This window comes from Arthrobacter rhombi, from assembly GCF_900163545.1.
Lineage (GTDB): Bacteria > Actinomycetota > Actinomycetes > Actinomycetales > Micrococcaceae > Arthrobacter_H > Arthrobacter_H rhombi_A.
The window spans coordinates 1-21,907 of sequence record NZ_FUHW01000035.1; the positions used below are offsets into that span (position 1 = coordinate 1).

At 65.7% G+C, this 21,907-nt stretch carries 23 protein-coding genes and 2 tRNA genes; 12 read left to right on the top strand and 13 right to left on the bottom strand.

Going from position 1 to position 21,907, the window contains the following annotated elements:
• The first annotated feature begins 88 nt into the window (after positions 1–88).
• The 5 genes from FM101_RS09765 to FM101_RS09785 all read left to right on the top strand — a co-directional run bounded on the left by FM101_RS09765 (position 89) and on the right by FM101_RS09785 (position 3,963).
• Entirely contained in the window at positions 89–892 is an 804-nt protein-coding gene (locus FM101_RS09765) for a thymidylate synthase (protein WP_086999002.1), read from the top strand.
• Complete coding sequence (locus tag FM101_RS09770; RefSeq protein WP_086999005.1) at positions 889–1,470, top strand: dihydrofolate reductase; 582 nt, start codon at positions 889–891, stop codon at positions 1,468–1,470. The genes FM101_RS09765 and FM101_RS09770 overlap by 4 nt, the downstream gene beginning before the upstream one ends.
• Positions 1,471–1,698: an NF038396 family protein gene (locus tag FM101_RS09775; RefSeq protein ID WP_342744379.1), complete on the top strand. Its 228-nt coding sequence runs from the start codon at positions 1,471–1,473 to the stop codon at positions 1,696–1,698.
• 109 nt (positions 1,699–1,807) lie between these two features.
• On the top strand, positions 1,808–2,926 hold the full coding sequence (gene asd / locus FM101_RS09780; protein WP_086999008.1) for an aspartate-semialdehyde dehydrogenase: 1,119 nt from the start codon (positions 1,808–1,810) through the stop codon (positions 2,924–2,926).
• A 134-nt stretch (positions 2,927–3,060) separates the two neighbouring features.
• Positions 3,061–3,963, top strand: coding sequence for a class II glutamine amidotransferase (locus tag FM101_RS09785; RefSeq protein ID WP_086999011.1), 903 nt, complete (start codon positions 3,061–3,063; stop codon positions 3,961–3,963).
• Positions 3,964–4,082: 119 nt separating this feature from the next.
• Here the strand turns inward: FM101_RS09785 and FM101_RS09790 are convergent, their stop codons facing one another.
• The 4 genes from FM101_RS09790 to FM101_RS09805 all read right to left on the bottom strand — a co-directional run bounded on the left by FM101_RS09790 (position 4,083) and on the right by FM101_RS09805 (position 6,309).
• On the bottom strand, positions 4,083–4,274 hold the full coding sequence (locus FM101_RS09790) for a hypothetical protein (RefSeq protein WP_086999014.1): 192 nt from the start codon (positions 4,272–4,274) through the stop codon (positions 4,083–4,085).
• A 78-nt stretch (positions 4,275–4,352) separates the two neighbouring features.
• A complete protein-coding gene (locus FM101_RS09795; RefSeq protein WP_086999017.1) occupies positions 4,353–5,417 on the bottom strand; it encodes a UDP-N-acetylmuramate dehydrogenase in 1,065 nt (354 codons plus the stop codon).
• The gene (locus FM101_RS09800; RefSeq protein ID WP_086999020.1) at positions 5,414–5,860 is read right to left on the bottom strand and encodes a MaoC family dehydratase; all 447 of its coding nucleotides are present in this window, start codon (positions 5,858–5,860) and stop codon (positions 5,414–5,416) included. Before FM101_RS09800 ends, FM101_RS09795 begins: the two co-directional genes overlap by 4 nt.
• The gene (locus tag FM101_RS09805) at positions 5,857–6,309 is read right to left on the bottom strand and encodes a MaoC family dehydratase N-terminal domain-containing protein (protein ID WP_086999023.1); all 453 of its coding nucleotides are present in this window, start codon (positions 6,307–6,309) and stop codon (positions 5,857–5,859) included. The genes FM101_RS09800 and FM101_RS09805 overlap by 4 nt, the downstream gene beginning before the upstream one ends.
• Before the next feature lie 167 nt (positions 6,310–6,476).
• Here FM101_RS09805 and FM101_RS09810 point away from each other — a divergent pair, with 167 nt between their 5' ends.
• Together FM101_RS09810 and FM101_RS09815 are read left to right on the top strand one after the other, a co-directional pair.
• The gene (locus tag FM101_RS09810; RefSeq protein ID WP_086999025.1) at positions 6,477–6,803 is read left to right on the top strand and encodes an ArsR/SmtB family transcription factor; all 327 of its coding nucleotides are present in this window, start codon (positions 6,477–6,479) and stop codon (positions 6,801–6,803) included.
• 5 nt (positions 6,804–6,808) lie between these two features.
• Positions 6,809–8,464 carry a SulP family inorganic anion transporter gene (locus FM101_RS09815; RefSeq protein WP_086999028.1) on the top strand — a complete coding sequence of 552 codons (1,656 nt, stop codon included), beginning with the start codon at positions 6,809–6,811 and terminating at the stop codon, positions 8,462–8,464.
• A 7-nt stretch (positions 8,465–8,471) separates the two neighbouring features.
• Here FM101_RS09815 and FM101_RS09820 read toward each other — a convergent pair whose 3' ends face one another.
• From FM101_RS09820 to FM101_RS09840, 5 genes are all read right to left on the bottom strand, one after another.
• Entirely contained in the window at positions 8,472–8,729 is a 258-nt protein-coding gene (locus tag FM101_RS09820; protein WP_086999031.1) for a hypothetical protein, read from the bottom strand.
• A 19-nt stretch (positions 8,730–8,748) separates the two neighbouring features.
• Complete coding sequence (locus tag FM101_RS09825) at positions 8,749–9,711, bottom strand: DUF2797 domain-containing protein (protein ID WP_241895304.1); 963 nt, start codon at positions 9,709–9,711, stop codon at positions 8,749–8,751.
• Between the two features lie 86 nt (positions 9,712–9,797).
• Positions 9,798–9,871: transfer RNA gene (locus FM101_RS09830), tRNA-Met, on the bottom strand.
• A 71-nt stretch (positions 9,872–9,942) separates the two neighbouring features.
• Positions 9,943–10,014, bottom strand: a tRNA-Thr gene (locus tag FM101_RS09835).
• A 216-nt stretch (positions 10,015–10,230) separates the two neighbouring features.
• Positions 10,231–12,105: a DEAD/DEAH box helicase gene (locus tag FM101_RS09840; protein WP_086999034.1), complete on the bottom strand. Its 1,875-nt coding sequence runs from the start codon at positions 12,103–12,105 to the stop codon at positions 10,231–10,233.
• Between the two features lie 282 nt (positions 12,106–12,387).
• On the opposite strand from FM101_RS09840, the gene FM101_RS15740 reads away from it, so the two are divergent.
• From FM101_RS15740 to FM101_RS09855, 3 genes are all read left to right on the top strand, one after another.
• Positions 12,388–12,813 carry a hypothetical protein gene (locus tag FM101_RS15740; protein WP_158225902.1) on the top strand — a complete coding sequence of 142 codons (426 nt, stop codon included), beginning with the start codon at positions 12,388–12,390 and terminating at the stop codon, positions 12,811–12,813.
• Positions 12,814–12,892: 79 nt separating this feature from the next.
• Complete coding sequence (locus tag FM101_RS09850; RefSeq protein ID WP_086999039.1) at positions 12,893–14,080, top strand: amidohydrolase; 1,188 nt, start codon at positions 12,893–12,895, stop codon at positions 14,078–14,080.
• Positions 14,081–14,110: 30 nt separating this feature from the next.
• Complete coding sequence (locus FM101_RS09855; RefSeq protein ID WP_086999042.1) at positions 14,111–15,355, top strand: CaiB/BaiF CoA transferase family protein; 1,245 nt, start codon at positions 14,111–14,113, stop codon at positions 15,353–15,355.
• Between the two features lie 40 nt (positions 15,356–15,395).
• Here the strand turns inward: FM101_RS09855 and FM101_RS09860 are convergent, their stop codons facing one another.
• Both FM101_RS09860 and FM101_RS09865 read right to left on the bottom strand, forming a co-directional pair.
• Positions 15,396–16,553, bottom strand: a complete 1,158-nt coding sequence (locus tag FM101_RS09860) for a cystathionine gamma-synthase (protein WP_086999045.1) — start codon at positions 16,551–16,553, stop codon at positions 15,396–15,398.
• Between the two features lie 30 nt (positions 16,554–16,583).
• Positions 16,584–17,960, bottom strand: coding sequence for a cystathionine beta-synthase (locus tag FM101_RS09865; protein WP_086999048.1), 1,377 nt, complete (start codon positions 17,958–17,960; stop codon positions 16,584–16,586).
• A gap of 116 nt (positions 17,961–18,076) precedes the next feature.
• Here FM101_RS09865 and FM101_RS09870 point away from each other — a divergent pair, with 116 nt between their 5' ends.
• Entirely contained in the window at positions 18,077–19,105 is a 1,029-nt protein-coding gene (locus FM101_RS09870) for a DNA-3-methyladenine glycosylase family protein (RefSeq protein WP_241895306.1), read from the top strand.
• A gap of 15 nt (positions 19,106–19,120) precedes the next feature.
• Here the strand turns inward: FM101_RS09870 and FM101_RS09875 are convergent, their stop codons facing one another.
• Positions 19,121–20,830 (bottom strand): AMP-binding protein, encoded by a 1,710-nt coding sequence (locus tag FM101_RS09875; RefSeq protein ID WP_428844156.1) that lies wholly within the window; start codon positions 20,828–20,830, stop codon positions 19,121–19,123.
• A 99-nt stretch (positions 20,831–20,929) separates the two neighbouring features.
• Positions 20,930–21,298 carry a thioredoxin gene (gene trxA, locus FM101_RS09880; RefSeq protein ID WP_086999051.1) on the bottom strand — a complete coding sequence of 123 codons (369 nt, stop codon included), beginning with the start codon at positions 21,296–21,298 and terminating at the stop codon, positions 20,930–20,932.
• Between the two features lie 151 nt (positions 21,299–21,449).
• Between trxA and FM101_RS09885 the strand changes: the two genes are divergently transcribed.
• Positions 21,450–21,863, top strand: a complete 414-nt coding sequence (locus tag FM101_RS09885) for a hypothetical protein (RefSeq protein WP_086999054.1) — start codon at positions 21,450–21,452, stop codon at positions 21,861–21,863.
• Positions 21,864–21,907 lie beyond the last annotated feature (44 nt).

Consider the following 21,907-nt stretch of genomic DNA (forward strand, 5'->3'; position numbering starts at 1 on the left):
TCACTACGAGGACTTCCACCCGCTGCCCGCGTACCCAACCTCAGTGGTCAATACACCTAGGCCCCCTGGAGACCGGTAGACTTTGGCCATGGCTATACCCACCCCCTATGAGGATCTGCTCCGCGATGTGCTGGAAAACGGCACCCCGTCCCCGGATCGAACCGGAACCGGCACCCGCAGTGTCTTCGGCCGGCAAATTCGTTTTGATCTGCAAGCCGGATTCCCGCTGATCACCACCAAGCGCGTCCACTTCAAATCGGTGGCCGCCGAACTCTTGTGGTTCCTCCGCGGGGAATCCAACGTCTCCTGGCTGCAGGAACAGGGCGTGCGGATCTGGAACGAATGGGCCGACGAGAACGGCGACCTCGGGCCGGTGTACGGGGTGCAGTGGCGCTCCTGGCCCACCCCTGATGGTGGACATATCGACCAGATCACCCAAGTGGTCGACGCCCTGAAGACCAACCCGCATTCCCGCCGCCATCTCGTCTCGGCCTGGAACGTGGCCGAACTGGAGAACATGGCTCTGCCGCCCTGCCATGTCTTCTTCCAGTTCCATGTCTCCAACGGCAAACTCTCCTGCCAGCTCTACCAGCGCAGCGCCGACACCTTCCTCGGGGTCCCCTTCAATATCGCTTCCTACGCCCTGCTCACCCATCTGGTAGCCCAGCAGGTCGGCCTCGAGGTCGGGGAGTTCATCTGGACCGGCGGGGACGTACATATCTACGACAACCACCTCGACCAGGTCAACGAACAGCTCGGCCGGGAACCCTACCCGGCTCCCCGGCTGCGGTTGACCCGCACCCCGGAGTCCATCCTGGACTACCGGCTCGAGGACTTCGAGATCCTCGACTACCAACACCACCCGACCATCAAGGCACCGGTGGCCGTATGAGCCGCCACTCCGCCGACGCGACCACGGACGCTACGCCGGCAGGCCAGACCGGTGCCGCCGGGCGCATTGGCATGATCTGGGCCCAGACGGTGGACGGGGTGATCGGCCAGGAAGGCACCATGCCCTGGCACCTGCCCGAGGACATGAAGCATTTCAAGAACACCACCATGGGCCACCCGGTCATCATGGGCCGGCGGACCTGGGCCTCGATCCCACCGAAGTTCCGCCCCTTCTCGGGCCGTACCAACATCGTGCTGACCTCCGAAGCCCAGACGGCATCCGAGGTAGCCGAAGCTGGCGCCTCGGTGGCCGGATCCCCCCAGGAGGCACTGGATATCGCGGCCACCGCCGAGGGCCCGGCCGAGACCTGGATCTGCGGCGGTGGTGAGGTCTACGCCGCCTACGAGCCGTTGGCCGACACCGCAGTGGTCACGGTCATCAACATCGACGCCGCGGGCGATACCCGGGCTCCCCGGTTGTCTCCCGTCTGGAAATTGACGCTCAGCGAACCGTCGCAGGGATGGCTGACTGCCGCCAACGGGACCGAATACCGCCACGAACTTTGGGAGCGCAGCTAAGTGAAGGAAGCTTTCAAGGAACTGACGACGAAGCCGGAACCGCTCTTCGCGATCGGTTTCATGCTCTTCCCCCTGTTGGCCCTGATCTGTGCCGCACTCGGGCTCTGGATGATCATCACCGGCCAGGTCATCGGCGGGATCATCGTGTTGTTCACGATCACCCAGGCCTTTGCCCTGGGTGCCTTCTGGGCCATCAACCGCCGCGCCAAACTGCTCTCCGATCAGTAGCCCAGGCCCCACGAAAAAGAGTCAGGATCCGGCTGGGAAGCCCGGCATGGGCGGCTGGGCGAAGTAACCCGGCTGGGGTTCGACCCACTGCCCACCGTACGATGGTTGAATGACTTCTACCGTTGGATTCATTGGATACCGAGGCATGGTTGGCTCCGTGCTCATGCAACGCATGCTCGACGAAGGGGACTTCGAGGGCATCGACCCGGTCTTCTTCTCGACCTCAAACCCGGGTGGCCCCGCCCCCTCGTTCGCCGCGGGTGCGGACGTTTTGCAGGATGCGTACGACGTCGACCAGCTGGCCAAGCTGCCCATCATTGTCACGGCCCAGGGTGGTGACTACACCCAGCGCGTCCATCCCGAACTGCGGGCCCGGGGATGGAAGGGCCTGTGGATCGATGCAGCATCCACCCTGCGCATGAACGACGACTCGATCGTCGTGCTGGACCCGGTGAACCGCAATGTCATTGACGCCGGACTGGCCGGCGGCACCCTGGACTTCATCGGCGGCAACTGCACCGTCTCGTGCATGCTCATGGGCCTGGGCGGACTGTTCCGCAACGGGCTGGTCGAATGGGGTACGGCGATGACCTACCAGGCGGCCTCCGGTGGCGGTGCCCGCCACATGCGCGAACTGCTCAACCAATTCGGTGGGATCCATTCCTCCGTAGGCACCGAGCTGGCAGATCCTTCCTCCGCCATCCTGGAGATCGACCGCAAGGTCCTCGAGGCCCAGCGCAGCGGCTTGGATGCCTCCGAGTTCGGTGTTCCGCTGGCCGGCTCGCTCATCCCGTGGATCGACGCCGATCTGGGCAACGGCCAGTCCAAGGAGGAATGGAAGGCCGGAGCGGAGACCAATAAGATTCTGGGCACCACCGCGGATAACCACATCATGCTCGATGGTCTCTGCGTTCGCGTCGGCGCCATGCGCTCGCATTCGCAAGCCCTGACCCTGAAGTTGACCGAGGACCTGCCGCTGGATGAAATCGAGCGCATCCTCGCCGAAGACAACGAGTGGGCCACCGTGGTCCCCAACTCCAAGGAGGCCACCATGGAGCAGCTGACCCCGGTTTCCGCTTCGGGAACGCTGGACATCCCGGTTGGACGTCTCCGCAAGATGGAAATGGGCCCGAAGTACCTCTCGGCCTTCACCGTCGGCGACCAGCTGCTCTGGGGTGCCGCCGAACCGCTGCGCCGCATGCTGGCCATTGCCCTGGGGCGCCTCTAGTCCCTGAACCCGCCACGACGACGGCTGCCCTCCGGGAGCCGTCGTCGTCGTTTAAGCGGGGCTGCAGCCCAGCCTGTTGCCTGCACGGCTGCCCGGGTCCAGACTGGCCTGACCAACCAGTTGTGGAGGTGGCCATGTGCCGCTGGCTTGCCTATGTGGGATCACCCATCACCATGGATACGGTGCTGACCAGGCCAAATCATTCACTGTTGGACCAGAGCCTGCTCGCCCGGGATCTCCAACTGCCCTCGCTGGCCATGTCTTCTCAGTTCCGCGACCATGCCTTCCCCACCAACGGGGACGGGTTCGGCTTGGCGTGGGCGGGCGTCAACGGCACGCTGGGGCAGTACCGGGAGATCACTCCCGCCTGGGACAGCCAGAACCTTCGTCATCTTGCGGCGCAGATCTCCTCCGGATGCTTTCTGGCCCATGTGCGTGCCGCCCCCGGGGGAACCATCGCCCAGGACAACTGCCACCCCTTTGTCCATGCCGGGTGGATGTTCCAGCACAACGGTGACATCAACGGCTTCAGTGCCGTCAAACGTGAACTGACCTTCGATGTGGCCCCCGAGCTCTACCCCTTCATCCGCGGTAATAGCGATACCGAGGTCTGCTTCTTCCTGGCCCTCACCTACGGATTGGCTACCGACCCCGTCCGGGCACTGACCCGGATGATCCTCCGGATCGAGCAGGCCCGGAAGGACCGGGGCCTGGCCGAGCCGTTCCGGGCCACCATCGCCGCCTCGGATGGGGAGCGGCTGTACGTCCTGCGGTGGGTCAGCCCCGACGCCCCGGCGGTCAAGGCCCCCTCGCTCTTCCACTCCTCTGGAGCGATGACACTGCATGTCGGCGTCGGCTTCGGGGCCGGCACCGGAGAGTTGGAGATGCTGCCCGCCGACGCCCAGCTGGTGGCCTCCGAACCGCTGGAGCTGCATTGGAGCAAACGGCACTGGGTTGAAGTTCCCCCGGCCACGGTGGGGGTCTTCACCCGCGGCCACGACCCGGTCTTCACCGCCTTGGAAACTACCGGCGGCTAGGCCTGCCGCCGGCTAGGCCCCGGCCACCCGGGCCCGGGAGACGCGAAGGGCGGGGGTACCAGCGGTTCGACCCGCGGTACCCCCGCCCTTCGAGGCATAGCCAACCGGCTCGCGTTGACTCAGGTGTCGTGGCGGGCGCGTCCCACATCCTCATGTGCCGTGTCATAGAGTCGCTGCAGCGAGGCCATCCGCTCATCGCTGATCTCCCCGGCAGCATGGGCCGCCTTGCCCTGGTCGAGCAAGCGTTTGGCTTCCTTCATGTTGCCTTCGGCCAGATCCATCGCGTGTTCCAGGCTCGTCTCGTGTTCCATGCCTCAATAATGCGTCAGTTCAGCCCTAAAAGTCCACGATGACTTGCACGGGGAGGAAATGTTAATCCTTCCGTGTCCTTAGAGCTCAATACCGATGAGCAGCGACTCGTTATGCAGGGTGACCCCGAAACGTTCGCTGACGCCGTCGCGAACGGCCCGGGCGATGGCCAGCAGGTCCTGCGCGGTGGCCTCACCACGATTAGTGATCGCCAGGGTGTGTTTGGTGGAGAGCGAAGCCCTCCCCCCGGCCAGTGAAGCGCCCGGGGTGCCGGGGAGCCCGAAACCTTTGGCGAAGCCGGCTCGGTCGATCAACCAGGCCGCAGAGAGCTTGGTTCCGCCCTCGGCGGGGAAACGCGGTGCGTCCTCGGGCAGGGATGCAGCGGTCTCGGCATCGACGATCGGGTTCGTGAAGAAGGACCCGGAGCTATAGGTATCCCGGTCGGAGGGGTCCAACACCATGCCTTTTCCTGCGCGCAAGCCCAGAACGGTGGAGCGGACGGCAGCTGCCTTCGCCCGGTCGCCCGCTGACACGCCCAAGGTCCGGGCGAGCTCGGCATAGGCGATCGGTGCTCCCCATTCGGAGGTCTCCAGCACGAAGCTGACGTCCAGGACCACGTAACGGGGGGAACCCTCCACCGTGGTCGCCTTGAGGAGGGAGTTCCGGTATCCGAAGTCCAGATCGGCGGCACCGAAAACCACCAGGCGGGCTTCCTGCCGGTCCCAGGCCCGAACAGATTCCAGTGTTTTGGACACATCGGTCCCATAGGCGCCGACGTTTTGTACCGGGGTGGCGCCTGCCGAACCGGGAATCCCCGACAAGGCTTCGAGCCCTACCAGGCCGGCGTCGAGGGTGCGCTGGACGACGTCGTCCCAGGGGTGCCCCGCTTGTACCGTGACTCGGGTCCCACCGGGTGCGCTGGCAATATCCACGCCCCGGGACACCACCCGCAGCACCGTGCCCGGGTAGCCGTCGTCGGAAATGACCAGATTGGAGCCCCCGGCCACCAGCAGGAGCCGGTGGCCGGCGTCGTCGGCTTCCCGCACAGCGGTGACGAGCTCCTGCTCGGTCCGTGCCTCGAGGTAGGTACCGGCGGGCCCCCCGACCCCATTGGTGGTCAGAGTGGACAGCAGTTGGCCCATCAGAGACGGACCAGTGCCTGCGCCTTGACCAAGACCTTTTCGCCACCGGCCATGACCGTCAGGTCCACGCGGGCCGTGCCTGCCTCGAGATCCAGCGCCCCGATCACACCGGTGACGTCCAAGGCGGTGCCCTGCGCGTCGGAGGGGTTCGTGCCGGCCGGATCCTCGACGATGACCGGCTTCGTGAAGCGACTCTGGTAGTCGATGACCGCTCCGGGGTCACCGACCCAGTCCTCCACGAGGGTGACGGCGGCGCCCATGGTGAACATGCCGTGGGCGATGACCCCGGGCAGCCCGACCTCGGTGGCGAAGCGTTCGTTCCAGTGGATCGGGTTGAAGTCACCGCTGGCCCCGGCATAGCGCACCAGATCGGCTCGATTCACGTGCAGCGTGCTGCTGCCGATCTCCTGGCCTTTTTCCAGGGTGGCGACATCGATGTTGCTCATGCTGCTTCCTCTCCGCGGACGAGAATCGACGAAATGGTGGTGGCGACGGATTCCCCGCCGGCCGTGGTGATTTCCGCGCGCGTGGTGATCATCGCGCCGGTTCCCATACCGCGGACCTTGTCCACATGCAGTTCGGCCACCAGTTCATCGCCGGCAACGATGGGGCGGTGCAGGGTGAAGCGCTGGTCGGCGTGGACCACCCGGGAGAAATCGATGCCCGACTCCGGATCGGCAATCAACTGGGCATCGGCCCGTTGGGCGACGATGATCGCGAAGGTCGGCGGCGCCACGAGATCGGCGTGGCCGAGCGAGGCTGCGGCTTCAAGGTCGTAGTGGGCGCCGTGGGTGGCCTTCGTGGCCGTCGCAAATTCGCGAATCTTCTCCCGGGAGACCACATAGGTCCCTCCCGCCGGATAGCTGCGCCCTTCAAGGGCCGGATTGATGCTCATATGTCCTCGCTGTCAGGCACGTCGATGGCTGGAACTGCTCGGCCTCCAGCCTATGACACCGGGCCCCGGCAGGGGGCGAACGATGGTGGAACGTGGCTCGTGTTCCCGGCCACGCCCCCTCCGGTATGATGGATTGATCAAGTCAGCGAGTTGTGGTGAAAGGCGACATGTTCCTGGACGATGAGCAACGGCCCCTATATGAAATCAAGGCCAACCTTTTCAAGGGCCTCGCCCACCCGGCACGCATCCGGGCCCTGGAAATCCTGTGCGCCGCCGAGGGTGGGACGGCCACGGTGTCCGACCTCTTGGAGCAGATGGACATCGAGTCCAGCCATCTATCCCAGCATCTCAGGGTGCTCCGTCGCCACCAGGTGGTGACCTCCGCACGCCGAGCGAGCCACGTCTATTACTCACTCGCCCACCCGGGGATCTCTGAATTGCTGGATATTGCGCGGATCTTCCTGAACGACCGGACGAGCGCGGGACCACGATGAAGGCCATGCGGCGCATCCACTCGTTCCTGCCGACCCTGAACGATTACGCCGAACTCCCCACGACCTGGCGCGCCGACATCCTGGCCGGGGTGACGGTGGGGATCGTCGCCCTTCCTCTCGCCCTGGCTTTCGGCGTGACCTCGGGAGTCGGCGCGGCAGCCGGACTGGTGACGGCCGTCGTCGCCGGATTCGTGGCGGCCATCTTCGGTGGCTCCCATGTGCAAGTTTCCGGCCCCACGGGGGCCATGGTGGTGATCCTCGCGCCCATCGTCGCCACCCATGGGGCGGGCTCGATCGCCCTGCTCTCGGTGATGGCCGGAGTGATCGTGCTGGCCGCAGGATTCCTGGGGGTGGGCCGCGCCGTGGCCTACATCCCGTGGCCCGTGGTGGAGGGGTTCACGCTCGGCATCGGGACCATCATCTTCCTGCAACAGGTCCCGCTGGCCACCGGTACCACGGCCCCCGCCGGACTCAACACCGCGGTGGCTGCCTGGTTGGCCGCCTCGACCTCCCTGTGGCCCACGGCAGCCATCACCCTGGGGATCGTGCTGTTGGTCGCCGCATTGATGGTGTTCGGCCCCCGGATCCATCCAGGGCTACCCGCTAGCCTGGCCGCCGTCGTGCTCATCACCGTCGCCGCCGAATGGCTCCAGCTGGATATTCCCCGGATCGGGGAACTCCCCTCGGCGCTCAGTGCCCCCTCCTTCCCCGGCTTCACGGTGCCCCTCATCGCCGATCTGGCCGGCCCCGCCCTGGCCGTCGCGGCCCTGGCAGCCATTGAATCGTTGCTCTCCGCGCGGGTCGCCGCCGGTTTGGTGGGCCCCAACGGCTCCGCCACGGGCCCATACCAGCCCGATCGCGAGCTGTTTGGCCAGGGCTTGGCGTCGATCGCCGCGGGGCTCTTCGGGGGCATGCCAGCCACCGGGGCGATCGCCCGGACCGCGGTGAATGTGCGCAGCGGTGCTCGCACCCGTTTGGCCTCCGTGGTGCACGCCCTGCTGCTCCTGGTGGTCGTCTATGCGGGGTCCCAGCTGGTGGGACGCATCCCGCTGGCCGTCCTGGCCGGGATTCTCATGGTGACCGCTACCCGTATGGTCTCCCGACACACCATGGCCTCCATTCTGCGTTCGAGTCGAGCCGATGCCGCCCTGTTCGTGATCACCGCGGTCGTCACCGTGGCCTTCGACCTGATCGAGGCCATCCAGATCGGAGTGCTCGTGGCCGCATTCTTTGCCCTGCGCACCGTCGCCAAGGCCTCGGGAGTCGCCAGGGAACCGTTGGAAGGCCCCGCAGCGGAGGGCGACGAACGGATCGCCATCTTCCGGCTCGACGGGGCCATGTTCTTCGGGGCAGCAGAGAAAATCCTGCAGGACCTGCAATCGGTGACGGGAGTCGAGGTGGTGATCCTGCGCCTGTCACGGCTGCGGATGCTCGACGCGACCGGCGCCCACGCCCTGGTGGAGATCATCGGGGCGCTGGAACGCCGCAAGGTCACCGTGTTGATCAAGGGCATCAAACCCGAGCATCTCCAGCTCGCCGATACCGTCGGGGTGATCGCCGCCCTGAGGCACTACCGCCACTCTTTCGATGAGCTGGAACCGGCGATCGACCATGCCCGCAAACATGTACGTGAGAACCGCGAGGCCGACGAGGCCAGCTGAGCGTGTCTTAGCGCCCGGATTTCTGTTGGGGGGCCGGCGGGTTCTGCCGCCGATAGGCCTTCACATCTCGGCCACGGACCATCAGACCCCCCACATGGGTCAGCAGGCCGACCAGGATAATGGCGACCGCCGTGTACATCAGCGGACGGTTGGTGGTGTTGGCGCCGACCAACGCCAGGATGATGCCCAGCCCGGAAATGGACATGGAGGCGATCACCAGGAGCTTATAGAGGCTCGACGCCGATTCCCAGGGTGTGCTGATCATGCCCTCCAGTGTATCGGGGTCAGAACAAGGAGTCCTGCGCGGCGGGTATCGCCGTGGAGTACTCGCCCGGGGTGACCCTGCGCCCCTTGAGCACCGCGGCATCGGCGGCGTAGAGACGTTCCGAGCCCTCCAAACGCACACCCAGGCTCTGGCCCAGCACGGATTCGACGACGAAACCGTGGGTACTGGCGCTGAGCCATCCGGGGTAGGCATAGAGCTCCCCGGCATCCCAGGCAGCCAGCATCATCCGAGCCTGTCGGGGCGGGGCGAAGGCCTCCTCCGCGGGTTCGACCTCGAGCTCGCGGACCGCGGGATCCTCGGCGAGCAGGGCCAGCACGCGCTCCGCTGCCTCCTGGTGCACCCCGGCCAGCGAACCGGCGTCGTACACTCCAGTGGCAGAGGGGCCGCCCTGCCCCGGCTCGGTCAATCCCGAGGTTTTGGCCGAGGACCGCACGGCTTGGCTCAGACCGAGTCGTTCGGTGACCAGGTCCTCGAGTACGCGGACCACACGTCCGTCGGCTGCCAACGCCACGTAGGTGCCGTTGACGGCACCCTGCTGGGCGAGCCGGCGCCACTTATTGCCCTCCCCCGCGGTACCGACCTTGGAGGCCCCGTTGGCGAAGGTGGCGACGTAGAGCCACTGCGGGCGGGCCAGATAGGCGCGTAAACCCGGCGGGGCGATCCCCGAACGGTGAAAGTCGTGCATGAAGCGGGCTTCGTCACGCGCCACGCAGGACCCACATTGGGTTCCGCGTTCGGCACGTGCGGCGTCGGGGCAATCGACGTGTTCCCACCCCTCGGTTGCGTGGACCAACGTATGGCCCAGGCACCAGCGTCCGGGGGCCACGGCGAAGGAGCAGCTTGTTCCCGGTTCCAACACGATGTCGGCTCCTGCGCCGTGACGGGTGCGCCGGGTCCAGGAGGGGGTGGTGCCATCGGCGGGCCATTCGATACCGCTACTGAGCAGGGCCGGTGATTCCATCCCTCCAGCATAGATGGAGGGGTTCGGGATGCTGCGGCCGCGTTAACGACGAAATCCGCCCCGCGAACGGGACGGATTCCTATGGGTAGCGGTGCCGGGACTCGATCCCGGGACCTCACGATTATGAGTCGTGCGCTCTAACCAGCTGAGCTACACCGCCACGAATGTGAAATGCCCGCGTCTGCGTCGGTTTCTCTCGCGAGTCGACACGGACGCGGGCTTTCCATTCAGAGCCCCCCACCGGAATCGATCCGGTGACCTCGTTCTTACCAAGAACGCGCTCTACCACTGAGCTAGGGGGGCAACGGAGAAAAACATTACCAGCATTTCCCGCCCGGATGAAATCGGGGGCACTCCTTGTGTTGGACGCCACATAATGAGCGCACGCACGGACCTCATCGGACCGACGACTACCCCGTCACCGCGGGCCCCTGGACGGACTGAAGGCCGGGCATCCCCGTGGGGACACCCGGCCTTCAAACCTTGTCAGTCGGCGGGCCGCAGTGGGCCCTGCGGCTGCTAGTAGCTGCGGCCGCGGCCGCCTTCGAAGCTGCGCTGGGAGCTACGGGGCTTACGCGATCCGCCGGAGCCGCCACGGCTTCCCTCGTCCTTGCGGTAGCCTCCGCCGCCGCCACGGTTGCCGTCGAAGCCGCCACGGTCCTTGCGGTAGCCGCCCCCGCCGCCTTCACGTTCGCGGCGTGGCGCACGGCCGGTATCCAGCTCCAGGCGGATCAGCTCGCCACCGATGCGGGTGCGGGACAGCGAGTTCCACTGGTCCTTGGACAGTTCGGCGGGCAACTCCACCAAGGTGTGGTCGGCGCGGATATCGATCCCGCCGATCTGGCCGGAGTTGAAGCCGCCCTCATTGGCCAGGGCACCGACGATCGATCCGGGCATCACGCGTTGGCGACGTCCGACGGCGATCCTGTAGGTCGCGTTGCCTTCGGTGAGGGTGCGTGTCGGCCCGCGGGAGCCGAAGCCATCCTTGGCGCCCTTGGACATGCGTGCCTGCTTGGCCGGCGGGGTTGGCAGTTCCTCCATCAGCAGCGGGCGTCCACCCTGGGCCATATGGGCCAGGGCTGCGGCGACCTCCACTGCCGAGACGTCATGTTCGGCCTCGAACTTCTCCACGAGGTTGCGGAAGACGCCCAGCTCCTGGGAGGCCAGGGTTTCGGAGATCTGGCCGGCGAAACGCTCGAGGCGCTTATCGTTGACGATATCGACGCTGGGCAGCGCCATGGCCTCGACCGGCTGGCGCGTGGCCCGCTCGATGGCGCGCAGCATGTGCTTTTCACGCGGGGTCATGAACAGGATCGCGTCACCCTGGCGTCCGGCCCGGCCGGTGCGGCCGATGCGGTGCACATAGGACTCGGTGTCGTGCGGGATGTCGTAGTTGAAGACGTGGCTGATGCGTTCGACGTCGAGGCCACGGGCCGCAACATCGGTGGCGACCAGGATATCGATCTTGCCGCTGCGCAGGTTCTCGACCGTGCGCTCGCGCTGCTGCTGCGGGATGTCGCCGTTGATGGCTGCGGTCGTGAATCCGCGGGCCTTGAGCTTATCGGCAAGGTCCTCGGTGGCCATCTTGGTGCGCACGAAGGCGATGACGCCCTCGTGGGCTTCGGATTCCAGGATCCGGGTCATCGCGTCGAGCTTATGCGCGCCCATCACCTGGACGTACCGCTGGCGGGTGTTCTTGCCGGTGGTGGTCGAGGACTTCACCGACACCTCCTGCGGGTTGCGCAGGTACTGCTTGGAGATCCGGCGGATGGAGCCGGGCATCGTGGCCGAGAAGAGGGCCACCTGCTTCTCCTCGGGGGTGGCCTCGAGGATCTTGTCGACCTCTTCGGCGAAGCCCATGCGCAGCATCTCGTCGGCTTCGTCGAGGACGACGTACTGCAGATGCGACAGGTCCAGGGACCCCTTGTTGATGTGGTCGATCACACGCCCCGGGGTGCCGACGACGACCTGGGCGCCACGGCGCATGGCCGAGAGCTGCGGGCCGTAGGGGGAGCCACCGTAGACGGGCAGGACGGTGAAGTCACCCATGTGCTTGGCGTAGGAGGTGAAGGCCTCGGCGACCTGTAGCGCGAGTTCGCGGGTCGGGGCCAGGACCAGAACCTGGGTATTGCGGGCGGTCCCGTTCTGATCGGCCAATTCGGCCATCCGTGACAGGGCGGGGATCGCGAAGGCTGCGGTCTTGCCGGTGCCGGTCTGGGCCAGACCGACGACGTCGCGGCCTTCCAGGAGCATCGGGATGGTCGCGGCCTGGATCGGGGTCGGGGTCTCATAGCCGAGGTCCTCGACGGCTGCGAGGACGCGGCCATCGATCCCGAGGTCGGAGAACTTCACCGGGGTCTCTTCGGAGGGGGTTTCGGGCGTGTTGGTGGACATGTCGGAAGACACGGGGCATTACCTCATTCATAGGGGCGGATAACCCGTGGCTCTGACGAGGCGGGATCCGCGGCACATTCGGACTCAAACACCAGTCCGGCCGCTCCCCTATGAAGAAACTGCCCACTATTTTGCGGACTCACACACGATGAGCTCCTGCCTCAAGAATTGGGCAGGATGCGAGGGAAGCCGGATATCGGTGAGATCCCAGTCTACAGGAGGGTGCGGCACGACGACGGGCCGAACGCTGTGCGGTTGGGCACACCCAGTAAGCTGGCAGGCGTGAACAAACTTCCCCTCACCCTGCGACTGGCCGTCGGCTGGTGGACCGTGCTGGCAGCCGCCCTGCTGGGTCTGGGCATCGCCTCGTGGGGGAACTCCAAACTCTTGGACGACCGCGGCCCGTCGGGGCTCGTGGCACTCGGAGTGCTGCTGGCCCTACTGGGCCTCGGCGTTGGTTACGGCGCCTGGCGCCTCTCCCGCGGAAAACTGGCTGGGCGCGCCTGGCTGACGACCATCGGACTCATCGGCGGGGTTCCACTGATCCTGCGCGGCCCCCGACTCGGGGTCATCGGGGCGACCCTGCTCATCGGCGTCGTCCTGCTCTGGTTGCCGCCGAGCCTGGCCTATTTCAAGGAGCAGTCCAGGGCAGCACGGGCCGAGCGCAAGGCCCAGCGCCGTGCCCTGCGCAGCCTTCCTCCGAAGTAGCTCGAACACACCGTGTCGCAGCTCACGGTGGGGCGATAGGCTCGGGGCATCCCGTCACCGCTTCGAAAGGGCTTCACCCATGAGTCTGCTGGCCATCATCAACGCGCACGTCGTCCCCATCGAGTCCGAACCCTATGACGGGGCGGTCATCGTCCGTGACGGCAAAATCGAGGCCAGCGGCCCAGATATCGTCGTTCCCGCCGGCGCGGACATCGTCGACGCGAACGGCCAATGGCTGCTGCCGGGGTTCATCGACGCCCACGTCCATTTGGGTATGCACCCCGAAGGGGAGGGTGGCGCCAGTGCCGACGTGAACGAAATGACCGACCCGATCATGGCGGCGGTCCGCGCCATCGACGCGGTGGATCCTTTCGACCCCGGCTTCGACGATGCGCTGGCCGGGGGCATCACCACGGTCAACGTCAACCCCGGATCCGGGAACCCGGTCGGCGGGCTGGCCGTGGCCATCCACACACATGGCCGCTATATCGACGAGATGGTGCTGCGCTCCCCCAGCGGCCTGAAGTCGGCCCTCGGAGAGAACCCCAAACGTGTTTACGGGGAGAAGAAGCAGACCCCTTCCACCCGGCTGGGCACCGCCATGGTGATCCGCAAGGCCTTCATCGAGGCACAAAACTACATGGCCAAGGCCGACTCCGAAGCCATCGATCCGCGCATGGAAGCCCTGGCGATGGTGCTGCGCCGAGAAATCCCCTGGCGTCAGCATTGCCACCGGACCGATGATGTGGCCACCGCCATCCGTTTGGCCGATGAGTTCGGTTACGACCTGGTCATCGACCACGGCACCGAGGCCCATCTGATTGCCGACCTGTTGGCAGAACGCAAGATCCCGGTGTTGATTGGTCCGTTGTTCACCACCAAATCCAAGGTCGAATTGCGCGGGCGTTCACTGGCCAACCCGGGAAAATTGCACGACGCCGGGGTAGAGATCTCCGTGATTACCGACCACCCGGTGGTGCCGATCAACTTCCTGGTCCACCAGTGCACCCTGGCGGTGAAGGAAGGGCTGGACCCGGTGACGGCGCTGCGCTCGATCACCATCAACCCGGCCCGCGTGCTCGGCCTCTCGGATCGCCTCGGTTCCATCGAAGCGGGCAAGGACGCCGACCTGGTGTTGTGGTCGGGGGACCCGTTGGACGTGATGCAGCGGGCCCAGCAGGTGTTCATCGGTGGCCGGAAGGTCATGGAGTTCGATGCCAGGACCCGCCTTCCAGTCGTCGTCGACCGGGCTGTGGCCCGCCCGTAGTTTCTCTCCACTCTTTCGAAAGGAGCCCTCGTGTCCCCCACGAATGCACCGTCCCCCTCGACCGCCGGCGGCCCGTTGGCCGGCTACACCGTTCTGGATCTGACCCGGGCGTTGGCCGGACCTCATGCCGGCATGATGCTCGGAGACCTCGGGGCCCGGGTCATCAAGGTCGAAACCCCCGATACCGGGGATGACACCCGGATTTGGGGCCCACCCTTCGTGGGTCCCGAGGACGACCCGCAGGCCACCTATTTCCTGTCCTGCAACCGCAATAAAGAATCCCTGTCCCTCGATCTCAAATCCGAGGAGGGCCGGGCCACGTTGACCGCGTTGATCCGCCGGTCGGACGCCCTGCTGGAAAACTTCAGGTCGGGGGTGCTCACCCGGTTGGGGTTCTCCATGGAGACGTTGCAGGAGCTCAACCCCCGGCTCGTCATCCTCTCCATCACCGGCTTCGGCCATGACGGTCCGGAGGCGAAGCGCAGCGGCTACGACCAGATCGTCCAGGGGGAGGCGGGGCTGATGTCCCTGACCGGTTCCGGGCCGGATGATCCCCAACGCGTCGGCGTGCCGATCACCGACCTGCTGTCGGGGATGTACGGCGCCTACGGGGTCTTGGCTGCCCTGCTGGAACGGGAGAAGACCGGTCGCGGCCAGGTCGTGCGGACCTCGCTCTTGGCATCGGCCATCGGTGTGCACGCTTTTCAGGGCACCCGGGCCACGGTCGCCGGGGAGGTCCCGAGGGCCCAAGGTAACCACCACCCCTCGATCGCCCCCTACGGTCTTTTTGCCTGCCGCGGCGGCAACGTCCAGATCAGCGTTGGTAGTCATAAACTCTGGAAGGCCTTGACCGGGGCCTTCGGCATCGATGGAGAGGACCCCGACTTCGCCACCAATGCCGAGCGCGTCCACCACCGTGAGAAGCTCATTACCGTGATCGAGGACGCCTTCAGTGCCTATGCTCCTGCCGAGCTGTTGGAGAAGCTGAACGAGGCAGGGGTGCCTGCAGGAAAGGTCAGGACCCTGGATGAGGTTTATGCCTGGGAGCAGGTGAAATCCCAGGGTCTGCTGGTCGACGTCGAGCATCCGGTGCTCGGGACGATCCAGCTGCCCGGCCCGCCGCTACGGTTCTTCGACGCGGCGACCGCCGAGGAGACCACCCGCACCGCCCATACGTCCCCTCCCCTGCTCAACGCCGATGCCGAGTCCATCCGGTCATGGCTCGAGGAGGAGAACCCCGCCCCGTCGGCCGGGGTCCCGGACGCCACGGATTAGGTTCGGCTGCCCCGCTCTGGGGGCGGGGCAGCCGGTTCGGTTACAGCTGGCTGAAGGCGCGTTCGAGGTCGGCGATCAGGTCCTGAACGTCTTCGATCCCGCAGGACAGGCGCAGCAGGTTCGCAGGAACCTCCAGTTCGGTGCCTTTCACCGAGGCGTGGGTCATCTCCGCCGGGTAGTTCATCAACGATTCGATGCCGCCGAGCGATTCGGCAAGGGTGAAGACCTGGGTGGACTCCGCAATTTTCCGCGCGGCCGTCTCGCCTCCGGTGAACTGCACCGAAACCATGCCACCGAAGCCGCTCATCTGTGATGCCGCCAATTCGTGGCCCGGATGGTCCTTCAGACCCGGGTAGAGGACCTTTTCGACTTCGGGACGGCCCAGCAGCCATTCGGCGACGGTTTGTGCGTTCCGGCAATGCCGATCCATCCGCACCCCCAAGGTCTTCAAGCCACGAGTGGTCAAGAAGGCGTCTAATGGTCCGTTGACCGCCCCGGCGGCGAACTGCAGGAAACCGATCTTCTCCGCCAGCCCGGCATCCTTGACGATCACCGCTCCGCCACCGACGTCGGAGTGTCCCCCGATGTATTTGGTGGTCGAGTGGACCACCACATCGGCTCCCAGATCCAACGGCTGCTGCAGGTACGGCGATGCAAAGGTGTTGTCCACGACCAGCAGGGCACCGGCGTCGTGCGTTGCCTGCGCGACGGCGGCGATATCGGTGATCTTCATCATCGGATTCGAGGGCGTTTCCAGCCAGACGAGGGCGGTCTGGCTGGCCGCGATGGCTGCGGCCAGCGCCTGGGGGTCTGCCATGTCCACGGGGGTATTGCCGATGCCCCAGTCCCCGAAGATGCCTGAGATCAGTCGGTAGGTTCCGCCGTAGGCGTCGTTGCCGAGCACAATGTGGTCTCCTGGGCGGGTCAGCGCCCGGATCAACGAATCCTCGGCGGCCAGGCCGGAGGCGAACGTGAAGGCGTGGGCCCCGTTTTCCACGGCCGCCAGCTGCTCCTGCAGCGCATCACGGGTCGGGTTGGTACCGCGGCCGTATTCATAGCCGTCGCGCAATCCGCCGATGCCGTCCTGGGCATAGGTGGTGGAGAAATGTACGGGCGGCACGACGGCGCCGGTGCGCGGTTCGAAGGCTTGTCCCGCGTGGATGGCACGAGTGTTGAAGCCGTTGGTCGGGCTGCTCATGGAAGTTCTGCCTTTCGCTGGAGGGGTGGGTCAGTGGTTCAGGTGGTTCAGCAGGTCCTGTCGGGTCAGCACGCCCACGGGGCCGCCGTTGTGGGTGACCAGCAAAGCGTTGGCTTCCTGCAAGTGGAGACGAGCAGCACCGATCGTTTCTCCGGCACCAATCAGCGGAATGGGATCGCCAACATGTTCGGAGACCGCCTCGGTCAAGGTGGCTGCACCGGAGAAGAGCAGGGCGGTGAGCTCACGTTCGTCGACGCTGCCAACGACTTCTCCCAGACGCACCGGGGGCTCGGCGGAGAGGACGGGCAGCACCGAGACACCGTACTCGTTCATGATGTTGATCACGTCGCGCACCGATTCCCCCGGATGAGTGTGGATCAACTCCGGCAGGGTGCCGGTCTTGCCGGCCAACACCTCCGCCACGGTCCCCTCCTCACCGTCGGTGATGAACCCATAGGACTTCATCCACGAGTCGTTGAAGATCTTCGCCAGGTAACCGCGTCCGCCGTCGGGCAGGATGACCACCACGACGGCGTCTTCCTCGAGGTCCTGCGCCGCCCGCAGCGCGGCCACGACCGCCATACCGGAAGAACCTCCGACCAGCAGGCCTTCCTCGCGGGCCAACCGGCGGGTCATCGCGAACGAGTCAGCGTCGTCCACGGCGATGACCTCATCCGGGATCGCGGGGTCGTAGTTCCCCGGCCACATATCCTCCCCGACACCTTCGACGAAATAGGGCCTTCCGGTTCCCCCGGAGTACACGGATCCGTCGGGGTCCGCGGCAATGACCCTGACCTGACCGGTGGTGCGGTCCGCCGAAACCTCCTGGAGATAACGCCCGGTACCGGTGATGGTTCCCCCGGTGCCGGCGCCGATGACCACATGGGTCACTTTTCCGTCGGTGTCGTTCCAAATCTCGGGGCCCGTGGAGGCGTAGTGGCTGGCGGGTGCCGCGGAATTGGAGAACTGGTCTGGTTTATAGGCACCGGGGATGTCCCGGACCAGCCGGTCGGAGACCCCGTAATAGGACTCGGGTGAATCCGGGGCCACCGACGTCGGGGTCACCACGACCTGGGCCCCGTAGGCGCGCAGGACATCAAGTTTTTCGGCGCCCACCTTATCGGGGGCCACGGATATCGTCTGATACCCCTTGGCTTGGGCCACCAGGGCCAGTCCGACGCCGGTGTTTCCCGACGTCGGTTCGACCACCGTGCCGCCGGGTGCCAGTTTTCCGGATTTTTCCGCGTCCTCGATCATCTTCAACGCAATCCGGTCCTTGATGGAGCCTCCCGGATTCAAGTATTCGACCTTCACCAGGATCGTGGCCCGGACACCCTCGGTGACCTTGGACAGCTTCACCAACGGGGTGTTGCCGATGAGCTCCAGAACGGATTCCGCGTATTTCATGGAACCGACTCTACCGCCGGGCTACCGCGGTTCCCGGGTCGGACGAAACCCTAAGTCATGGACCGGGCACGCACCACCGGCTGGGTCTTGGCGCGCGTCGGTGGGATCATCGGGGGATGACCCCCAGTGCAGCTCCCGGCTACCCGGCACCGGCCGCCCTGCTGCGCCCGACCGGCCCGGTGGACGCCCCGGAGGCCTACGGCCAGTGGTCCGCTCCGCGGGGATACGACCTGGCAGCGACGCTCGGTGTCCTCCAGCGGGGCACTCATGATCCGTGCACCCGGGTGGGCGCGGACCGGGCCTGGTTGTGTTTCGAAACCGGGGAGGGAGCGGCCACCTTGCTGGTGATGCTGCACCGTAGCGGCGCCCGGCAAGCCGATGGTCCCCTTGAGGGGCCGAGGATTTCCCTGCGGGCTTGGGGTCCCGGGGCCTCCCGGGCCGTCCTGTCGGCCCCTGCCTTGCTGGGCGCGGAGGATGACTGGTCAGGTTTCGACGTGGGCCCGCGGGAAGATTTACCCGACTGGATCGGCGAGGCACGACGGCGGAATCCCGGCTTCCGCCTGCCCTCGACGGCGCGGGTCTTCGACGCCTTGGTGCCGGTCATCCTCGAACAGAAGGTCACCACCATCGAAGCCCGCCACGCCTGGCGGTATCTCGTCTCCCATTTCGGTGCCCCGGCTCCCGGTCCGGCGCCCGAGGGGTTGGCGATCGCCCCCGGGGCCCGCCGCCTGCGCCTCATCGGAGGATGGGACTGGCATCGGGCCCGGGTTGACGATTCCCGCCGTCGGACCGTGCTCCGGGCGGCCGAAGCGGCAGCCGGCATCAACCGGCTCGGCGCCCTCGACCTCGCTCAGGATCCGGGTGGGAAATTGCAGTCGCTTCCGGGGATCGGCCCGTGGACTGCCGCAGAAACCGTGCAGCGCAGCCATGGTCACCCCGATGCTGTGTCCATCGGTGATTTCCATCTGCCTGCCTACGTCGGCCATGCACTGGCCGGCACGGCGACCGACGATGCGGGGATGCTACGGCTGCTGGCCCCCTACTCTGGGCATCGCCAACGCGTGGTCCGACTGATCGGGCTGACAGGATTCCGCAAATCGTCCTTCGGACCCCGGCTGGCGCCGATGGATCACCGTGACCGCTAAGGTCGGCACCGCGGGCTAGTTCCCGGCGACCATCCTGATGGCTTCCTGACGCATCTCCACCTTGCGGATCTTCCCGGAGATCGTCATCGGAAAACTGCTGCGGATTTGTACGTAGCGGGGGATCTTATAGTGGGCGATCCGCCCGCCACAGTATTCGCGCACCGTTTCCAGGGTCATCTCCGGGGCCCCTTCGTGCAGAATGATGCAGGCCATGATCTCCTCCCCGTATTTCTCGTCGGGAACACCAATGACCTGGACGTCCTGGACATCGGGGTGTCGGTAGAGGAACTCCTCGATTTCCCGGGGCGAAACATTCTCGCCGCCACGGATGATCAGGTCCTTGATTCGCCCCTCGACCCGAAGATAGCCGTCCTGGTCCATCGAGGCCAGATCCCCGGTATGCATCCATCCGTCGGCGTCGATCGCCGCGGCCGTTTTCTCTGGTTCCCCCCAGTAACCCTTCATCACGGCGTAGCCCCGCGTGCACAATTCGCCGGTCGAGCCCCGGGGAACCACCTTTCCGGAGACCGGGTCAACGACCTTGGATTCGAGTTGGGGCATGGTCCTGCCGACGGTCTGGGTGCGGCGTTCCAAGGAATCGTCGGTGCGGGTCATCGTGGAGACCGGCGAGGTTTCGGTCATTCCGTAGCAAATGGCCACTTCAGTCATGTTCATCTCGGAGATCACCCGCTCCATCACCTCCTCCGGGCAGGTCGACCCGGCCATGACCCCGGTACGCAGGGTGGTCAGGTCGTAGTCGGCGAAATCGGGAAGGGCGAGTTCGGCGATGAACATCGTGGGCACCCCGTACAGGCTGGTGCCTCCATGGGCCTGCACGGCGTGCAGGGTCTCCTCTGGTTTGAAGGCCCGCCCCGGCAAGACGGTTGCCGCCCCATGGGAGAGCGCCCCCAGGTTGCCGATCACCATGCCGAAGCAGTGGAAGAACGGGACGGGCAGCACCACCCGGTCGTTCTCGGTGTAGCCGAGCAATTCGGCGATATGGAAGCCGTTGTTCAGGATGTTGTGGTGGCTTAAGGTCGCACCCTTGGGAAATCCGGTGGTCCCCGAGGTGTATTGCAGGTTGATCGCATCATGGGGATCCAGGGACTTCAAGGTCGCTTCAAGGCTCGCCTGCGGTGTTTGATCTGCCAGCTCCAGTAAGGACTCCCAAGTGAACTCCCGTCCGGGGTTCTGGGCGACATCCGCCGAAGCATCCCATCCGGTGGGATCAAGGCCGTCCGGGCGCGGCAGATGGATCAGATCCTGCAGCGGGTTGTCCTGTGCGGCCACGGTCCGGGCCATCGCGGTGTAGTCACTGCTCTGGTCCGAGGGTGCGACGGCCAGAGCCCGCATGCCGCATTGCCCGACGACGAAGGAGAGTTCCTCCAGGCGGTAGGCAGGGTTCACATTCACCAGAATGATGCCCGCCTTGGCGGTCGCGTATTGCAGCAGCGTCCACTCGGCACAGTTCGGGCTCCAGATACCCAGCCGGTCACCGATGCCGATCCCCGCAGAAATCAAGGCTCGGGCGAGCTGGTCGGTGGCCCGGTCCATCTGTGCATAGGTCCAGCTGCGTCCCGTTGCTACCTCGATGACGGCCGGATATTCAGGGAACCGGGCCGCCACCGATCGGAAGTTCTCCCCGATGCTCTGCTCCAGAACCGCGGGAACGTTGCCCCCGTGAGTGTAGGAATCGGCGCTAGCGGGGTTCTCGGTATCCATCATCGACGGCACCTTTCAGGGATTGCGGTCCAACTGTCTGTGATCCACAACATATCAGCCCCGAGCTGGCCTCTCGCGCCCCTCCCCGAGGGACGTCCTACGCTACTGGCCGGGGGTCTGTTCGGCGAGCTGGGCATGGACTTCCTGCATGTCGATGCCCTTGACCGCCTCGATCAGGTCATCGAACTGGGAGGACCCGATGGCGCCGGGCTGGGAAAACACCAGCACGCGGTCGCGGAAGGCCATGAGCGTGGGAATCGAGGTGATCCCCGCCGCCGCTGCTAGGCCTTGCTCGGCTTCGGTGTCCACCTTGGCGAAGGTGATGCCGTCATGCTTTTCCGAGGCGGCGGCGAAGATCGGGGCGAACTGCTTGCAGGGTCCGCACCAGGAGGCCCAGAAATCGACGAAGACGATGTCGTTGTCCTGGATGGTCTGCTGGAACTGTTCTTCGGTGATGTCGATGGTAGCCATACCTCCACGGTAGCCTCCCGTCCTGCCGCATGTCTGCCCCGGCGTCGTTCGGTGGAGGGGTTTTCCACAGCTTGGCGCTCCCCCTGTGCCGGGCCATGGCATCTACCTAGGCTCATTTCTAGAGGGAATCGACCCTGAAGGAGGAACGCACATGCCACGCTGCACACTGCTGTTCGTGATTGAAGGTGAACTTCTGCGGGAGTCCATCCGGGCCAGCTGCGAACTGGCCGATGAATATCAACGACTCATGCCTCAGGTGATGGAGGTATCCAAGTCCGAGATTTTTGCTGTCGGTGAAGCCCCACGAATCCAACGACGCATGCGGCTTCCCCATCCGCTGGACGACTGCTCCTCGGCTGCCACGAGCGCCGGCCCGATCCACGCCCTCTGGTCTCCTGCCGGGTGGTGGACCCCTGGCGATTGTCCCCCGGCTCCCCCGGATTCCAATGGTGCGACCGCGTGGCAATGGGCCCACTATGGGACCGTCATGAAAGCCAGTCGGGATGCACATCTCATCCTGTGGGATCTGTACATCAGGCACGTCGGCAACGAGCTGGCCGCCTGAAGCTCGTCACTTGACCTATCTCTGCGCGGGCCGGTTCCGGACAT

Bases quoted from the DNA above. Each gene is read 5' to 3' on its own strand.
- FM101_RS09765 (WP_086999002.1), top strand. From the start codon at position 89: ATGGCTATACCCACCCCCTATGAGGATCTGCTCCGCGATGTGCTGGAA.
- FM101_RS09770 (WP_086999005.1), top strand. From the start codon at position 889: ATGAGCCGCCACTCCGCCGACGCGACCACGGACGCTACGCCGGCAGGC.
- asd (WP_086999008.1), top strand. From the start codon at position 1,808: ATGACTTCTACCGTTGGATTCATTGGATACCGAGGCATGGTTGGCTCC.
- FM101_RS09785 (WP_086999011.1), top strand. From the start codon at position 3,061: ATGTGCCGCTGGCTTGCCTATGTGGGATCACCCATCACCATGGATACG.
- FM101_RS09790 (WP_086999014.1), bottom strand. From the start codon at position 4,274: ATGGAACACGAGACGAGCCTGGAACACGCGATGGATCTGGCCGAAGGC.
- FM101_RS09800 (WP_086999020.1), bottom strand. From the start codon at position 5,860: ATGAGCAACATCGATGTCGCCACCCTGGAAAAAGGCCAGGAGATCGGC.
- FM101_RS09805 (WP_086999023.1), bottom strand. From the start codon at position 6,309: ATGAGCATCAATCCGGCCCTTGAAGGGCGCAGCTATCCGGCGGGAGGG.
- FM101_RS09810 (WP_086999025.1), top strand. From the start codon at position 6,477: ATGTTCCTGGACGATGAGCAACGGCCCCTATATGAAATCAAGGCCAAC.
- FM101_RS09815 (WP_086999028.1), top strand. From the start codon at position 6,809: ATGCGGCGCATCCACTCGTTCCTGCCGACCCTGAACGATTACGCCGAA.
- FM101_RS09820 (WP_086999031.1), bottom strand. From the start codon at position 8,729: ATGATCAGCACACCCTGGGAATCGGCGTCGAGCCTCTATAAGCTCCTG.
- FM101_RS09825 (WP_241895304.1), bottom strand. From the start codon at position 9,711: ATGGAATCACCGGCCCTGCTCAGTAGCGGTATCGAATGGCCCGCCGAT.
- FM101_RS09840 (WP_086999034.1), bottom strand. From the start codon at position 12,105: ATGTCCACCAACACGCCCGAAACCCCCTCCGAAGAGACCCCGGTGAAG.
- FM101_RS09850 (WP_086999039.1), top strand. From the start codon at position 12,893: ATGAGTCTGCTGGCCATCATCAACGCGCACGTCGTCCCCATCGAGTCC.
- FM101_RS09860 (WP_086999045.1), bottom strand. From the start codon at position 16,553: ATGAGCAGCCCGACCAACGGCTTCAACACTCGTGCCATCCACGCGGGA.
- FM101_RS09865 (WP_086999048.1), bottom strand. From the start codon at position 17,960: ATGAAATACGCGGAATCCGTTCTGGAGCTCATCGGCAACACCCCGTTG.
- FM101_RS09870 (WP_241895306.1), top strand. From the start codon at position 18,077: ATGACCCCCAGTGCAGCTCCCGGCTACCCGGCACCGGCCGCCCTGCTG.
- FM101_RS09875 (WP_428844156.1), bottom strand. From the start codon at position 20,830: ATGATGGATACCGAGAACCCCGCTAGCGCCGATTCCTACACTCACGGG.
- trxA (WP_086999051.1), bottom strand. From the start codon at position 21,298: ATGGCTACCATCGACATCACCGAAGAACAGTTCCAGCAGACCATCCAG.
- FM101_RS09885 (WP_086999054.1), top strand. From the start codon at position 21,450: ATGCCACGCTGCACACTGCTGTTCGTGATTGAAGGTGAACTTCTGCGG.